This is a genomic window from Mycobacterium adipatum (genome assembly GCF_001644575.1).
GTDB lineage: Bacteria > Actinomycetota > Actinomycetes > Mycobacteriales > Mycobacteriaceae > Mycobacterium > Mycobacterium adipatum.
Map to the genome: position 1 here is coordinate 1,458,962 of NZ_CP015596.1, position 15,173 is coordinate 1,474,134.

At 66.9% G+C, this 15,173-nt stretch carries 16 protein-coding genes; 6 read left to right on the top strand and 10 right to left on the bottom strand.

Features of this window, described 5'->3' with window-relative positions:
• Window positions 1–37: 37 nt before the first annotated feature.
• Genes ipdC through echA20 form a run of 4 tightly spaced genes read right to left on the bottom strand, consistent with a single transcriptional unit; the run spans window position 38 to window position 3,491 of the window.
• Complete coding sequence (gene ipdC / locus A7U43_RS06840; RefSeq protein ID WP_067992654.1) at window positions 38–1,111, bottom strand: (3aS,4S,5R,7aS)-5-hydroxy-7a-methyl-1-oxo-octahydro-1H-indene-4-carboxyl-CoA dehydrogenase; 1,074 nt, start codon at window positions 1,109–1,111, stop codon at window positions 38–40.
• Window positions 1,112–1,114: 3 nt separating this feature from the next.
• Window positions 1,115–1,870, bottom strand: coding sequence for a cholesterol ring-cleaving hydrolase subunit IpdB (gene ipdB, locus A7U43_RS06845; RefSeq protein ID WP_197499974.1), 756 nt, complete (start codon window positions 1,868–1,870; stop codon window positions 1,115–1,117).
• The gene (gene ipdA / locus A7U43_RS06850) at window positions 1,870–2,739 is read right to left on the bottom strand and encodes a cholesterol ring-cleaving hydrolase subunit IpdA (protein WP_067992659.1); all 870 of its coding nucleotides are present in this window, start codon (window positions 2,737–2,739) and stop codon (window positions 1,870–1,872) included. The genes ipdB and ipdA overlap by 1 nt, the downstream gene beginning before the upstream one ends.
• Entirely contained in the window at window positions 2,736–3,491 is a 756-nt protein-coding gene (echA20, locus tag A7U43_RS06855) for a (7aS)-7a-methyl-1,5-dioxo-2,3,5,6,7,7a-hexahydro-1H-indene-carboxyl-CoA hydrolase (RefSeq protein ID WP_067992660.1), read from the bottom strand. The genes ipdA and echA20 overlap by 4 nt, the downstream gene beginning before the upstream one ends.
• 58 nt (window positions 3,492–3,549) lie before the next feature.
• On the opposite strand from echA20, the gene A7U43_RS06860 reads away from it, so the two are divergent.
• Window positions 3,550–4,323, top strand: a complete 774-nt coding sequence (locus A7U43_RS06860; RefSeq protein WP_067992663.1) for an SDR family oxidoreductase — start codon at window positions 3,550–3,552, stop codon at window positions 4,321–4,323.
• A gap of 14 nt (window positions 4,324–4,337) precedes the next feature.
• A complete protein-coding gene (locus A7U43_RS06865; protein WP_067992666.1) occupies window positions 4,338–5,243 on the top strand; it encodes an SDR family oxidoreductase in 906 nt (301 codons plus the stop codon).
• 61 nt (window positions 5,244–5,304) lie between these two features.
• Here the strand turns inward: A7U43_RS06865 and A7U43_RS06870 are convergent, their stop codons facing one another.
• The 6 genes from A7U43_RS06870 to A7U43_RS06895 form a co-directional block, all read right to left on the bottom strand.
• Entirely contained in the window at window positions 5,305–5,826 is a 522-nt protein-coding gene (locus A7U43_RS06870) for a hypothetical protein (protein ID WP_067992669.1), read from the bottom strand.
• Window positions 5,823–7,136 carry an EspA/EspE family type VII secretion system effector gene (locus tag A7U43_RS30290; protein WP_231963539.1) on the bottom strand — a complete coding sequence of 438 codons (1,314 nt, stop codon included), beginning with the start codon at window positions 7,134–7,136 and terminating at the stop codon, window positions 5,823–5,825. The genes A7U43_RS06870 and A7U43_RS30290 overlap by 4 nt, the downstream gene beginning before the upstream one ends.
• 65 nt (window positions 7,137–7,201) lie before the next feature.
• Complete coding sequence (locus A7U43_RS06880; RefSeq protein ID WP_067992671.1) at window positions 7,202–8,368, bottom strand: histidine phosphatase family protein; 1,167 nt, start codon at window positions 8,366–8,368, stop codon at window positions 7,202–7,204.
• Window positions 8,369–8,385: 17 nt separating this feature from the next.
• A complete protein-coding gene (locus tag A7U43_RS06885; protein WP_067992674.1) occupies window positions 8,386–8,865 on the bottom strand; it encodes a nitroreductase family deazaflavin-dependent oxidoreductase in 480 nt (159 codons plus the stop codon).
• Between the two features lie 9 nt (window positions 8,866–8,874).
• A complete protein-coding gene (locus A7U43_RS06890) occupies window positions 8,875–9,249 on the bottom strand; it encodes a DUF8021 domain-containing protein (RefSeq protein WP_067992676.1) in 375 nt (124 codons plus the stop codon).
• A 182-nt stretch (window positions 9,250–9,431) separates the two neighbouring features.
• The gene (locus tag A7U43_RS06895; RefSeq protein WP_067992679.1) at window positions 9,432–10,595 is read right to left on the bottom strand and encodes a steroid 3-ketoacyl-CoA thiolase; all 1,164 of its coding nucleotides are present in this window, start codon (window positions 10,593–10,595) and stop codon (window positions 9,432–9,434) included.
• A gap of 158 nt (window positions 10,596–10,753) precedes the next feature.
• On the opposite strand from A7U43_RS06895, the gene A7U43_RS06900 reads away from it, so the two are divergent.
• The 4 genes from A7U43_RS06900 to A7U43_RS06915 are packed head-to-tail and all read left to right on the top strand — an operon-like array spanning window position 10,754 to window position 15,171.
• Window positions 10,754–11,998 (top strand): cytochrome P450, encoded by a 1,245-nt coding sequence (locus A7U43_RS06900; protein ID WP_067992682.1) that lies wholly within the window; start codon window positions 10,754–10,756, stop codon window positions 11,996–11,998.
• 19 nt (window positions 11,999–12,017) lie between these two features.
• Entirely contained in the window at window positions 12,018–13,016 is a 999-nt protein-coding gene (locus tag A7U43_RS06905; RefSeq protein ID WP_067992685.1) for an acyl-CoA dehydrogenase family protein, read from the top strand.
• Between the two features lie 32 nt (window positions 13,017–13,048).
• Complete coding sequence (fadE29, locus tag A7U43_RS06910; RefSeq protein ID WP_067992688.1) at window positions 13,049–14,212, top strand: acyl-CoA dehydrogenase FadE29; 1,164 nt, start codon at window positions 13,049–13,051, stop codon at window positions 14,210–14,212.
• On the top strand, window positions 14,209–15,171 hold the full coding sequence (locus A7U43_RS06915) for a bifunctional MaoC family dehydratase N-terminal/OB-fold nucleic acid binding domain-containing protein (protein ID WP_067992691.1): 963 nt from the start codon (window positions 14,209–14,211) through the stop codon (window positions 15,169–15,171). The genes fadE29 and A7U43_RS06915 overlap by 4 nt, the downstream gene beginning before the upstream one ends.
• The last annotated feature ends 2 nt before the right edge of the window (window positions 15,172–15,173 follow it).

Here is a 15,173-nt window from a genome sequence, read left to right on the forward strand (position 1 = left end):
ATAGCTTCATTCATCGAAAATGAAGCTATGTACTTCATCATGGTCGAATGAAGGACGATGCTTCAGTCAGCTGTGCGACGGCCTCGTCGACGATCCTCGGCACCAGTTCGGCGCACGAGGGTAGGTCGTCCAGGATGCCGGCGACCTGTCCGGAGGCCAGCACGCCGGCATCGGTGTTGCCCTCGACCAGGCCCGCCTTGAGCAACATCGGGGTGTTGGCCGCCATCACGACCTGCGACCAGGTCAGGTCCTTGCCGTGCCGCATGGCCAGTCCGTCGGTGATCATCGACTTCCAGGTCATCCCGGAGAGCTTCTTGAACTTCTGCGCATTGCCCACCGCGGCGGCGAAACCGCGCACCGGGGAACCGCTCTCCAGCTTCTCCACCAGGCCGGTGCGCAACACCCGGTGGGGCATGCCGTCGACACGGGTGGAGACCACGGTGCCGTCCAGTGCGGCCTGCAGGTAGCGCTGTTTGACCGCATCCGGGACCGTCGAATCGGATGTGAGCAGGAACCGGGTGCCCATCGCGACCCCCGCGGCGCCGTAGGACAGTGCGGCGGCCAGGCCACGGCCGTCGAAGAAACCGCCCGCCGCGATCACCGGCATGCCGGTGTCGGCGACGGCGTCGAGGACCGACGGCAGCAGCAAGGTGGTGGCGATCGGGCCGGTGTGGCCGCCGCCCTCGCCGCCCTGCACGATCACCGCGTCCGCGCCCCAACCGGCGACCTTCTTGGCGTGCTTGGCCAGCCCCACCGACGGGATGACCACCACTCCGGCCTCTTTCAGCCTGGCGATCAGATCCGGTTTGGGAGCAAGGGCGAAGGAGGCGACTTTGACTCCTTCGCGGATCAGGAGGTCGACGCGGTCGTTCGCGTCGCCGGCGTCGGCCCGGATGTTGATGCCGAACGGTTTGTCGGTCGCGGCCTTGACCTTGGTCACCGCGGTCGCCAGCTCGGCCAGCGTCATGGTCGCCGAGGCCAGGATGCCCAGCCCGCCGGCGTTGGAGGTCGCCGCGACCAGCCGGGCGCCGGCCACCCAGCCCATCCCGGTCTGCACGACGGGGTGCTCGATGCCGACCAGCTCGGTCAGCGGTGTGGTGAGCTTGCCCATGGCCTAAACCTTGACTACTTTCACTTCACGGTCCCTCAATCCTGTCGGATCGATCACCTCGCGCAGCAAGCGCTGCTCCTCGGCGTCGGGCACTCGGGTGGTCTCCGCGGAATCCAGCCCGTGCACCTCGAAGGAGGTGTTCTCGGCCACCTGATCGGGTTCCACACCCGGGTGCAGCGACACCGCCCGCATCTGATGGTCGGGGCCGTTGAAATCGAAGACCCCGAGATTGCTCACCACCCGGTAGACGTTGGCGAACCGGAAGGCTGGATTGGCGGGATCGATTTTGTCCCAACCGATCCCGGAGACGATGTCCACCTTGTCGGTGAACACCCGCGTGGAGTGGTTGCCGACGAAGTAGCTGGTGGGGTGGTTGATGGTGTTGCCGGGCGCGCCGCGGACCCCGAACATCTGTCGGGTGGGGTGCTGGATCGGTCCGAACGCCGACAGGTTCTGATTGCCGTACCGGTCGATCTGGTTGGCGCCCATCACGACATGGCGCCTACCCCAGGCCAGCGTCTCGAAGACCCGGCCGAACGGCATCCAGCCCTCGATCGCGGCCTTCGCGCCGATGGCCGGGGTATCGGCGATGATGCGGGCCTCGCCGTCGGTCAGCACGATGTCGGGGGAGAAGGTCAGCCGGGCCAGCCGGGCACCGATCTGCACGATGGTGGTCATCGGGGAGACCATGATCTCGCCTGCGTCGCGGAACAATTCGGCGCACGCGACCGCGGTCACCTCGGCACGGGTCACGGACATCACTGGGCACCTTCCTCTGCGAACTTACGCACGGCCGCCTGATAGTCCGCCTCGCCGCCGGACAGATAGGTCTTGACGAACTCGGCCCACGTCTCGTCCGAGCCGGCGGCCTCGGCGTAGTGGCGCTGGAATTTCTCGTCACGGCGATAATCGGGTTCGTTGGTGGTGAAGTGCGCGCCGTTGGGAGCTTCCACGACGCTGTCGACCATCATCCGGTTGATCAGCAGCTGCTGCGGCACAACCGAACTCACCAGTTCCTCGGTGGATACCACCTTCTCGACCGACAAGAAGCGCTGCTCGGCGGACATCAGGAACAGGTCATCGAAGTACGGGTCGATACCCGTGTAGGCGGCGTTGCCGCGCTCGTCGCCGAGGTTCATGTGGACGAACGCCGCATCGAGATTCAGCGCCGGCATCGCGATGAGTTCCTGGTCGTCATAAGGCGATTTCACGGTCTTGAGCTCGTCGCCCCAAAAGGCGCGCACATCGCTGCCCAGCCCGGCCCGGATCGGCAGGAACGGCAGCCGTTGGGCGGCGGCCTGCAGACCGCAGCGCAGCATGCCTTCGTCCATTTCGCGGGCCTCGATGGCGCCGGTGGTGCGGGCCTTGGCAAACCACGGATCGTAGAACGGCGGCGAGTCCAGCGAGACGAAGCCGTAGTACACCCGCTTGACCTTTCCTGCCGAGCACAACAGGCCCAGGTCCGGGCCGCCGTAGGTCACCACGGTCAGATCAGTCACATCGGTGCGCAGCAACGCGCGGACGAAGGCCATCGGCTTGCGTCGCGAACCCCAGCCGCCGATGCCGATGGTCATGCCGCTCTCGATCGAGGCGACGGCCTGCTCCAGCGTTGTTCTCTTGTCTGTCATTTGGTTCCCTTGTCGGTCCCGGCGAACGCGTCGCGGTGCTCATCGGACACGCCTGCGAGGTTCAGCTCGAAGGTGAAGCCCTGCTCCATGCGGTAGCGCGCGGTGACCGGCTGCACGTCGATGAAGTTCAGTGCCTCCTTGGCCGCCCGGATCACCCGGGTGTCCTTGCTGGCGATATCGCGGGCCACCCGCAGCGCGGACTCGTCCAGATCGGCGCGCGGCACCACCTCGTGCACCGAGCCGAAATGGTGCAGGGTGTTCGCGTCCACGGTGGCCGCGGTGAAGAACAGTCGGCGCATCAGGTGCTGGGGCACCAGGCGCGAGAGGTGAGTGGCCGCGCCCAAGGCGCCGCGTTCCACCTCGGGCAGGCCGAACTTGGCGTCATCGGAGGCGACGATGACGTCGGCGTTGCCGACCAGGCCGATACCGCCGCCGACGCAGAAGCCGTTGACGGCCGCGACCACGGGCACCTCGCACTCGTACACCGCCTTGAAGGCGTGGTAGCAGCCGCGGTTGGCGTCGATGAGCGCGGTGAAACCCTCGGTGTTCTGCATCTCTTTGATGTCCACGCCGGCGTTGAAGCCGCGGCCTTCGGCCCGCAGGATCACCACGTGGGTGCTGCGGTCGCGGCCGGCGGCGGTGATGGCATCGCCGAGTTCGAACCATCCGCGCGACGGGATGGCGTTGACCGGCGGGTAGTTGACGGTGACCGAGACGATGCCCGGTTCGACTGTCGCGGTGGTGATGGTCATCGATCACTTCCTGGAGGGGTCGCTACCTAAGCAAGCACTTGCTTGGTACGCTAGCACAGTGACTGACGCGGCTGGAATCAATCTGCACCTGGATGGTCGGGTGGTCCTGGTGACCGGCGGAGTGCGTGGCGTCGGCGCCGGCATCAGCGAGGTCTTCGCCGGTCAGGGCGCCACCGTCATCACCTGTGCGCGACGGCCGGCCGAGGGTTCGCCCTACGAGTTCCATCCCTGCGACATCCGCGACGACGATTCCGTGCGGGCTCTCATCGACACGATCGTGACCAACCATGGCCGGTTGGATGTGGTGGTCAACAACGCCGGTGGATCGCCCTATGTGCTGGCCGCAGACGCCTCAGTCAAGTTCAGCACCAAGATCATCGAACTCAATCTGATCGGTGCCCTGTCGGTCTCCACCCATGCCAACGCCGTCATGCAGAACCAGGACTCCGGCGGCTGCATCATCAACATCTCCAGCGTCAGCGGGCACCGGCCCACCCCGGGCACCGCCGCCTACGGCGCCGCGAAGGCCGGTATCGACAACCTCACCTCGACACTCGCGGTGGAGTGGGCACCCAAGGTGCGGGTCAACTCGGTGGTCGTCGGCATGGTCGAGACCGAGCAGTCCGAACTGTTCTACGGCGATGCCGAATCGATTGCGGCCATCTCCAGGAACGTCCCGCTGGGGCGCTTGGCCAAGCCGGCCGATATCGGTTGGGCGACAGCGTTCCTGGCATCCGAAGCCGCGTCCTACATCAGCGGTGCGTCGTTGCAGGTACACGGCGGCGGCGAGCCGCCGCACTACCTGTCGACCACAACCGCGGACATCAAGTAAAAGGAGAAACGACAATGGGCTTGCTCGACGGCCGGGTGGTCATCGTGACCGGCGCCGGCGGCGGTATCGGACGCGAGCACGCGCTCGCCTTCGCCGCCGAGGGTGCGCGGGTGGTGGTCAACGACATCGGTGTCGGACTGGACGGTTCGCCGGCCGGTGGTGGCAGCGCCGCGCAGAGCGTGGTCGACGAAATCACCGCCGCCGGAGGCGAAGCCGTGACCAGTGGTGCCAATGTCGCGGACTGGGCACAGGCCGAGGGGCTCATCCAGACGGCGGTCGACAACTTCGGCACGCTGGATGTCCTGGTCAACAATGCCGGCATCGTCCGGGACCGGATGTTCGTCAACGCCACCGAGGACGAGTTCGACGCCGTCACCGCCGTGCACCTCAAGGGGCATTTCGCCACCATGAAACATGCCGGGGCCTACTGGCGGGCGAAATCCAAGGCCGGCGAGACGGTGGATGCCCGCATCATCAACACCAGCTCCGGTGCCGGGCTGCAGGGCAGCGTCGGGCAGGCGACCTACAGTGCGTCCAAGGCCGGTATCGCCGCGCTGACCCTGGTTGCCGCGGCCGAGATGGGTCGCATCGGTGTCACCGTGAACGCCATTGCGCCGTCGGCCCGTACCCGGATGACCGAGACCGTGTTCGCCGACATGATGGCGACTCAGGACTCGGCGTTCGACGCCATGGCCCCGGAGAACATCTCCCCGCTGGTCGTGTGGCTGGGCAGCGTCGAGTCCCGGGATGTCACCGGCCGGGTCTTCGAGGTCGAGGGCGGCATCATCCGGGTCGCCGAGGGCTGGGCCCGCGGCGGCGAGATCGACAAGGGTGCCAAATGGGATCCGGCCGAACTCGGCCCGGTGGTCACCGATCTGCTGGCCAAGTCGCGCACCCCGCTACCGGTGTTCGGCGCCTGATCTCGCCGCGGCAGCGCGACCGTGAACAGCAGTCCGGCGATCGCCCGCAGAATCGCCGGATTCACTGCTTGGCCGGGTCGGTGGTGCAGATGGTCAGCAAGGACCGGCGGTTCCGCTCGGCAACCTGTTGTGCATCGAGCCAGCCGATCCCCGCAAAATAGAACGTGTCCGGGTCGTGCCGGGGGGAACCCTCGACGATCTCGCTGATCCGCGTGGGCGTCGACCCCGAACCTTCTGGTGCGGTCACGATGAGGGTCACCTCTTCGGCTGTGCGCCAATCGAACCCGGCAGGTAACGGCTCGGTGACCTGCAGCCCGTCGTACGGCCCGCCCACCGTCAACTGGTCGAACCGAGCGGTGCCGCGGACCGGCGCCAGGGTCAGCCGGCCGGCATCCGGAGTGAACAGCACGACCACCCGGGACACCTCGTCACACGGTGTGCCGGTCGACAGCGCCAACTTGCCGTCGGTCATCCGCGCGCCGAATACCGCCGGCAATGATGTCGCCTCGGGATCGGGCCCCACCAGTTGACAGCCCGAGACCGCGGTCGCCGCCAGAGCGCCGGCCAGCACGCGCGCGATCACGTGTAGCCCCCGTCGCCCCACCCGGCCTCCCGTTCGATGCCGTCGGAGTCGGTGACGGCCGCCCACAGCATGCCGAGGTAACCCTTGTCGGCCCATTGGCGCGAGTGCATCTCCTCGTGGTGCAGCAGGCGATCCAGGTCCAGTCGGCCCGCGGTCGGGTTGCCGTCCGCTCCGATGCCGCGCGACACCCCGGACTCGACGGTGGCGCGCAACTGTTCGCCCGGATTGTGTCCGTGGCCGATGTTCTCCATGAAGATGTCGCCCCAGGCGGTTCCGCCCTTCCAGCTGAACTGGTCCTGCACCCAGTTGCCGCCTATCCCCATCAGCATGCCGTTGGGTGTGGTCATCAGCGCCCCGTCGGCGCCGAGGATGAACGGCACGTCCTCGGTGTAGCTCCAGGAGTTCGCGTTCTGCCGGTCGATGATCCGCTGCACCTCATCGGCGTTGTAGGGCTCGGCAGGAAAGTCCGTCGTCGGGTTGTCCCCGTAGCCGGTGCCGGCGTTGAGGATGTAGGTCATCAGCACCGCGTTGCGGGCATCCTCGCCGGAGGTGCCCTTCGGCAGTTGGAAGAACGATTTCCCGTCGGGGTCCTTGACCCGTGACATGCCTTCCAGCACCGCGAAGCCGGCCGGGGAGATGCCGTGACGACGCGCGACGTCGACGATCGTCTCCGGCGGAACCCCCTGACGCTCGGCGTTTTCCAGCCATTCCCGGTAGTAACCGCTGGGCGTCTCGTGAAGAAGTCCCGCCGCACGGAGCGCCGTCTCGTAACTGTTCTGCGGTGCGGGAAGCCCCGGCTTGTCACCGCCCCCGAACCTCTGGACACCCAACGCCCGATACTCCTCGCCGAGTGCGGCTATGCGGGCGCCGACGGCATTGAGGTCGCTGTTGGACCGGCTCACCGTGTCGATCACCTCGGTGAGACCCCGAGCCACCACGGGCACGAGCATGCGTTGACCGGCGGCCGTCGGCGGCACGCTCGCGGCGGCATCGACCACCCAGCGCCGGGTGGCGTCCAAGCTCTCCCGGCCACCCCTGACCAGGCGTGCGGACTCGTCGACCTGCTCGCGCAACCGCCGGTCGAGGTCGGCCATCGCCGTCAGGACACGGCCCTGCTCGGCGTTGACCGCCGCGTACGCGTCCGCCGAGGGCCCCGTCCAGCGACCCGCGGGGGCCGCCGCGCCGACCTGTTCGGCAAGCCGGCGCAGGGTAGAACTCCCGTCGAAGTCGGATCCGTCCTGGGGTGCCCCCGCACCGAACGTCGCGCGGGCATTCGACCAGGTGGACATGAACGCGTCGAGCACACCCATGCAGATCAGTGTTCCACGGCGCCGAGACCCCCGGATGCAGTGATTTTGCGGGTCCGCCAGGTCGGCTACGCGGCGTTGGCGGCACCGTCGGCGGGCCGCCCGGCCCGCTTGACTTCGGTTGTGTCCCTTACCCGCGGCGCCGTGGCGGGACGGCCGGGCTTCTTCACCGTACGGGTGGTCCGCAGTGTCTTGACCGGTGCTTCGTCCGCCGGCTCCGGCTCCGAAACCTCCGCGGGCCCCGCGATCCGGGACGGTAGGGCGGTGACTCCGGTATCGCTGGTCGTCGTGGTCTCCGGTGCGCTCGGCCGGATCACCTTGTCGACCTCGTCGACGACATCGCGGACCACCGTCACGGCGAACCGGACGGGGGCCCGCACGACGGCACCGACACCGTCGCGGATGGCGGTCGCTATCGCGCGGATATCGCCGCTGCCGAACGCCTGCGCCACCCGGTAGGCCGCGGTCTGCGGGGCGACGACCAGGTCCCGCGCAGCGACGAACAATTTGGTGCCCAGTGAGGTGGGACCGACGGGTAGCCCCGCCCAGTTCGTCAGGGTCCAGCCCTCCTCGGCGCTGCCCTGCACCACCACGGTCTCGGTGTTGTCGAGGCGATGCCGCAACATCAGCCCCAGGTCGGGGTTGTCGACGTTCATCATCGCCCAGAACATGATGGTGGCGGCGTGGGAGAACACCACGGGGTTCTGCGCGCCGGAGTCCTCGACGAGTCGCAGGGCCGCGTCCACCCGCCCGTCGAACGCGTTGCCGTCGCCGCCACCGGGGACACGCACCGAGCGCGCCCCGAGCGTCCACAGCGCGGGGGCCAGCACGTAGCCGATCCCGCCCGGTCCGGCATCAGACCAGCCCTCGAACCAACCCGCGTTGATCTCACGGAATCCGGGTAGTGCGGTGGGGGTGAGTCCGGTGGCGGTCGCGAACGGTGCTGCAGTTTCGATGGTGCGCACCATGTTCGACGTGTAGATGGCGTCATAGTCGGCCCCGTTGGCCGCCAGCGCGGCCGCGACCGCCGCGGACTGCGCCTGGCCCAGCGGGGTCAGATGCGCACCGGGTATGGAGTTGTCGATGGTGTGGGATGCGTTGGAGGCGGACTCGCCGTGTCGGACGAAGGTCACCGTCATCGCCGCCGCGGGCAGCGCCGTGGCCACCAACACCACCGCGGCGAGCAGCGCTGCGAACAGGACGTTCAGCGACCGGCGGTGTGACCCCGAGACCATCGGATCACAGTAGCGAGCTAGGCGGGATCGCAGATGAGGATCGGGATCTTGCGATCGGTGTAGGAGCGGTAGTTCGCGAAGTCCGGATACATCGCGTCCAGCTTGGGCCAGTACTCGTCACGCTCGGCATCGGTGGCTTCCCGTGCCACCAGATCCAGCTTGTCCTTCTTGGTCTGGAACGAGATCGACGGATTCGCCTTGATGTTCAGGTACCACATCGGGTTGGTCGCCCGGCCGCCCTGGGAGGCGACCAGCACGATGCGCCGGCCCTCCTGAAGGAACAGCAGCGGACTGTCACGGGGCTCACCGGATTTGCGTCCGACGGTGGTCAGGATGCCGACCTCGGCACCCCTGAGGAACTTGTTGCCGAGCTTGCCGCCCGACTTCTTGAAGATCCAGGTCTGTGCTCGCGACATCCACTTGATGGCGGTCCCGGTGGAGGGCGCGTTGAGTCGCTCCACCTGCTTGGCGTTGAGCGGTCGGGGGGTGTCGGCCATGAGGTGACCTTATCGGCTGATGAACGGCGTCAACGACGCGCGGATGTGGTGGATTCGGGGATCGTCGGCGGGAATCAGGAACGTCTCGTCGACATGTGAGCAGACCCGACGGCCGAACAGCCGGGGCTTGGTCAACACGTCGAACTGTGCCCGGATCTGGTCACCGTCGACGGTGAACCGCGGCGGCGTCGTCTTCTCGATGACCTTGAACTGCGGGCCGTTGTTCAGGCTGCGTCGCAGATGCTCCCCGGAACGCCCTGTCTTGAGCCCCATCTCGATCCGGATGCAGTCCGGGTGGAACGGCACATCGTCGGCCCGATGGCTGGACAGCGCGTCGATATAGGCCTGCGCGGCCGCGATCCGGTCGCTGTCGGAAGCGGTCATCAGATCCGCTCGATGATGGTGCCGGTGGATTTCACCACGCTGGTACGGGTGCCCGGCATCTCAGATCCGCTCGATGATGGTGCCGGTGGATTTCACCACGCTGGTACGGGTGCCCGGCATCTCAGATCCGCTCGATGATGGTGCCGGTGGATTTCACCACGCTGGTACGGGTGCCCGGCATCTCAGATCCGCTCGATGATGGTGCCGGTGGATAACGCGCCACCGGCGCACATGGTGATCAGCGCGGTGCTCTGCCCGGTGCGCTCCAGTTCGTGCAGGGCGGTGGTGATCAGCCGGGCGCCCGTGGAACCCACGGGATGGCCGAGCGCGATGGCGCCACCGTTGACGTTCACCTTGTCCATATCGGCGCCATGCACCTGTGCCCAGGACAGCACGACCGAGGCGAACGCCTCGTTGATCTCGACCAGGTCGATATCACCCATCTTCATCCCGGCCTTCTCCAGCACCTTCGCCGTCGACTGGACCGGTCCGTCGAGGTGGTAGTACGTCTCGGCGCCCACATTGGCCTGCGCGACGATCCGCGCCCGCGGCTTCAGGCCGTGAGCCTTGGCGACGTCTTCGTCCATCCACAGCACCGCCGCCGCGCCGTCGGAGATCTGCGAGGAGGTGCCCGCGGTGTGCAAGCCGCCCTCGATCACCGGCTTCAACGAGGCAAGGGACTCGGCGGTGGTATCCCGCAGGCCCTGGTCCCGGGTGACGAGAGCCCACTCATCGGTCGGGCGCTTGTTCTCGTCGAGCACCGGCGCCGAGATGGGGGAGATCTCGCGATCGAAGCGCCCCTCGGCCCAGGCCCGCTTGGCCTTGGCCTGCGAGGCCACACCGAGCGCATCGAGATCGGCGCGAGTGATCCCACGGCGCTTGGCGATCCGCTCGGCGGCGTCGAACTGGTTGGGCATGTCGATGTCCCACGACGAGGCGCGGATGATGCTGCGGTCCGGTCCGGCGTTGGCGCCCAGCCCCACCCGGCTCATCGCCTCGATACCGCAGGCGATGCCGATATCGATGGCCCCGGTGGCGATCAGGCCGGCGATCAGGTGGTTGGCCTGCTGCGCGCTGCCGCACTGGCAATCGACGGTGGTGGCACCGACATGCTCGGGCAGGCCCGCGGTCAGCCAGCCCACCCGGGTGATGTTGTTGGACTGCTCGCCGTACTGGGTGACGCAGCCGCCGATGAGCTGTTCGACCTCACCGGGATCGATACCGGCTTTCTCGACGACGGCCTTCTGCACGGCTCCCAGAAGCTCGGTGGCGTGCAGCCCGGACAGCCATCCGTTCCGCTTGCCGATGGGGCTACGGGTGGCTTCGACGATGACAGGATTACCCATGACGTCAGGCTAGAACACGTTTCATTACTCTGACAAGCGGCGATGCGCCCACGCCTTTTATCTGCGGTGGAGGCATGTTTCAATGGTTCACAAGTGGCACTAGAAGGAATTGTTGATGTCGCCCAACCTGTGCCCCGACACGTGCAAGGAGAGTTCGCATGCCCAGCCTGAACCTGCCCGAAGGCTTCGATCCGCTCGACGCGAGCCTGAACCTCGAACGGCTGCCCGTCGAAGAGCTGGCCGCGATCCGCAACGCCGAACCGGTGCACTGGGTGGACGTACCCGGTGGAACCGGCGGATTCGGTGACAAGGGGTACTGGATCGTCACCAAGCATGCCGATGTCAAGGAGGTGTCCAAGCGCAACGACGTCTTCGGCAGCTCCCCGGACGGTGCCATCCCGGTCTGGCCGCAGGAGATGACGCGCGATGCGATCGACCTGCAGAAGGCTGTGCTGCTCAACATGGACGCCCCGCAGCACACCCGGCTGCGCAAGATCATCTCGCGGGGCTTCACCCCGCGCGCGGTCGGGCGTCTGGAAGACGAACTGCGCGCCCGGGCCCGCAAGATCGCCGAGACCGCCGCCGCGGACGGCACCGGTGACTTCGTCGAGCAGGTCTCGTGCGAGCTGCCGCTGCAGGCCATCGCCGAACTGCTCGGCGTGCCACAGGACGATCGCGACAAGCTCTTCCGGTGGTCCAATGAGATGACCGCCGGCGAGGATCCGGAGTACGCCGACGTGGATCCGGCGATGTCCTCGTTCGAACTGATCACCTACGCCATGAAGATGGCCGAGGAGCGGGCCAAGAACCCGACCGAGGACATCGTCACCAAGCTCATCGAGGCCGACATCGACGGTGAGAAGCTCTCCGATGACGAGTTCGGCTTCTTCGTGGTGATGCTCGCGGTGGCGGGCAACGAAACCACCCGCAACTCGATCACGCACGGCATGATCGCCTTCGCCCAGAATCCCGAGCAGTGGGAGCTGTACAAGAAGGAACGTCCGGGTACCGCCGCCGACGAGATCATCCGTTGGGCCACACCGGTTTCGGCCTTCCAGCGCACGGCGCTGGAAGACACTGAGCTCAACGGTGTGCAGATCAAGAAGGGGGACCGGGTGGTGATGTCCTACCGCTCGGCGAACTTCGACGACGAGGCGTTCGACAATCCGCACGCGTTCAACATCCTGCGCGACCCGAACCCGCACGTCGGATTCGGCGGCACCGGCGCCCATTACTGTATCGGTGCCAACCTGGCACGGATGACGATCAACCTGATCTTCAACGCGATCGCCGACGTGATGCCCGATATCAAGCCGATCGGCGAACCCGAGCGGCTGAAGTCCGGCTGGCTCAACGGCATCAAGCATTGGCAGGTCGACTACACCGGCGCTTCGGCGAACTAGATCCTAAGGAGCAGAACGGGTGGACTTCTCGCCGAACCCGGAGCAGCAGGCCGTCGCCGATGTGGTGACCTCCGTGCTGGAACGGGACAACAGCTGGGATGCACTGGTGGCCGGTGGAGTCGCCGCACTCGCGGTGCCGGAGCGCCTCGGTGGTGACGGGCTCGGACTGGCCGAGATCGCGACCGCGCTGACCGAGATCGGCCGGCACGGCACCGTCGGGCCGGCGCTGGCCACCCTCGGTTTCGGACTGGTGCCGTTGCTGGATCTCGCCTCCGAGGCGCAGCAAGACCGCTATCTGTCCGGTGTCGCCACCGGCGCGGTGCTGTCGGCAGCGCTCAACGAGCCGGGCACGTCGCTGCCCGACCGCCCTGCGGTCACGCTGGCCGACGGCAAGCTCACCGGCACCAAAATCGGTGTGCCCTATGCCGGAACGGCGCAGTGGCTGGTGGTCACCGCCGCCGGTGGGGTCGCGGTGATAGCACCGTCCGCGCCCGGGGTGACGCTGACGAAGACACCTGCCTCCAACGGCACCGACGAGTACGTGGTGGTGTTCGAAGACGCCGAGGTCGACGGCGTCCTCGACGACGCGAGCATCACCCGGGTCAACCAGCTGGCACTGGCCGCCACCGGCGCCTTCGCCGCCGGACTGGTCGCCGGCGCGTTGCGGCTCACCGCCGACTACGTGGCCACCCGCGAGCAGTTCGGCCGGCCGCTGTCGACGTTCCAGACCGTCGCCGCTCAGCTCTCGGAGATCTACATCGCCTCGCGCACCATCTCATTGGTGTCCACGTCGGTGGTGTGGCGACTGGTCGAAGGGCTGAATACCGACGACGATCTGGCGTTGCTCGGATACTGGCTGACATCGCAGGCGCCGCCGGCGATGCGGTTGTGCCATCACCTGCACGGCGGCATGGGTATGGACATCACCTACCCGATGGACCGCTACTTCTCCTCGATCAAGGATCTGACCCGGTTGCTGGGCGGTCCGTCATACCGGCTGGATCTGGTGGGGGCGTAATGCGGCGAGCGAAGCGACGGGAGAATAGCTAGATGTTCATCGAACTGACCTCGGAGCAGCGGTCACTGCAAGCCGAACTGCGCGAGTACTTCTCGACTCTGATCACGCCCGAAGAGGCCGCGGCGATGGAGTCCGACCGGCACAACGAGGCCTACCGCGCGGTGATCAAGCGGATGGGTTCGGACGGCAAGTTGGGCGTCGGCTGGCCCAAGGAGTACGGCGGTCTAGGCTTCGGGCCCATCGAACAGCAGATCTTCGTCAACGAGGCGAACCGGGCCGACGTCCCGCTGCCGATGGTGACCCTGCAGACCGTCGGGCCCACCCTGCAGGTACACGGCACCGAGGCGCAGAAGAAGAAGTTCCTGCCCGGAATCCTTGCCGGTGAAGTGCATTTCGCGATCGGCTACTCCGAGCCCGAGGCCGGCACCGACCTCGCCGCGTTGCGCACCACCGCGGTGCGTCATGGTGACGAATACATCGTCAACGGGCAGAAGATGTGGACCACCGGTGCGCACGACGCCGACTACATCTGGCTGGCCTGTCGCACCGACCCGGAAGCCGCCAAGCACAAAGGCATTTCGATCCTGATCGTCGACACCTCGGATCCCGGTTATTCCTGGACGCCGATCATCCTCTCCGACGGCGCCCACCACACCAACGCCTCCTACTACAACGATGTTCGGGTGCCCGCCGACATGCTGGTCGGCGAGGAGCACGGCGGTTGGAAGCTGATCACCACGCAGCTCAATCACGAGCGGGTCGGCCTGGGTCCGGCCGGGCGGATCGCCGGCATCTACGACGAGGTCTACGAATGGGCCTCCAAACCGGGCTCGGACGGTGTCACACCGCTCGAGCAGGAGGGTGCGCGCCGGCTGCTGGGCCAGATCAAGTCGATCTGGCGGGTCAACGAACTGTTGAACTGGCAGGTCGCCGCCTCCGGCGAGACGATCGCCGTCGCGGACGCGGCGGCCACCAAGGTCTTCTCCACCGAACGGATCCAGGAGGTCGGCAGGCTCGCCGAGGAGGTCGTGGGCCGCTACGGCAACCCCGCCGACCCGGAGACCGGCCGGCTACTGGACTGGCTGGACAAGATGACCAAGCGCAACCTGGTCATCACCTTCGGCGGTGGCGTCAACGAGGTGATGCGCGAGATGATCGCCGCGTCCGGTCTCAAGGTGCCGAGGGTGCCGCGGTGACGGGCGATCTGCGCAGCGGTATCGACGAGATCGTCGCCGCCGGACGTGGCGAGCCCACCATTGCCCGGGACCCGGTGAACCAGCCGATGATTCACCACTGGACCGATGCGATCGGTGACACCAACCCGATCTACGTCGACGAGGAGGCCGCCAAGGCTGCCGGGCACGACGGCATCGTGGCTCCGCCCGCGATGATCCAGGTCTGGACCATGATGGGCCTGGGGCGCACCCGCTCCGATGACGATCCACTGGCCCGGGCCATGAAGATCTTCGATGACGCCGGGTACGTGGGCGTGGTCGCCACCAACTGCGACCAGACCTATCACCGCTACCTGAAGCCCGGTGAGTTGGTGGTGATGAGCGCCGAGATTGAGGGCATCGTCGGGCCCAAGCAGACCGCGCTGGGTGAGGGCTACTTCATCAACCAGAAGATCCGCTGGCACGTAGGCGATGAAGAGGTCGCCGAAATGGACTGGCGCATCATGAAGTTCCTGCCCGCGGCCAATCAAGCCGCAACCGACGCGGCGGTGATCCCGGAGGATCTCGACCCGGACAAGCTGATGCGGCCGTCGTCCTCGCGCGACACCAAGTTCTTCTGGGACGGCATCAACGCCCATGAGTTGCGCATCCAGCGCCGCCCCGACGGGACGCTGCAGCACCCGCCGGTGCCCGCGGTCTGGGCCGACAAGGATGCACCCGCCGACTACGTCGTGGCCTCCGGCAAGGGCACCGTCTTCAGCTATGTCGTGCACCATGCGCCGAAGGTGCCCGGGCGCACGCTGCCGTTCGTGATCGCGCTCGTCGAACTCGAAGAGGGTGTCCGCATGCTCGGTGAGCTGCGCGGTATCGACGCGAGCGACGTGAAGATCGGATTGCCGGTACGCGCAACGTATCTCGACTTTCCGGACAGTGATGTCAGCCCGGCCTGGAGCCTGTACGCATGGGAGGTGACCGCGTGAGC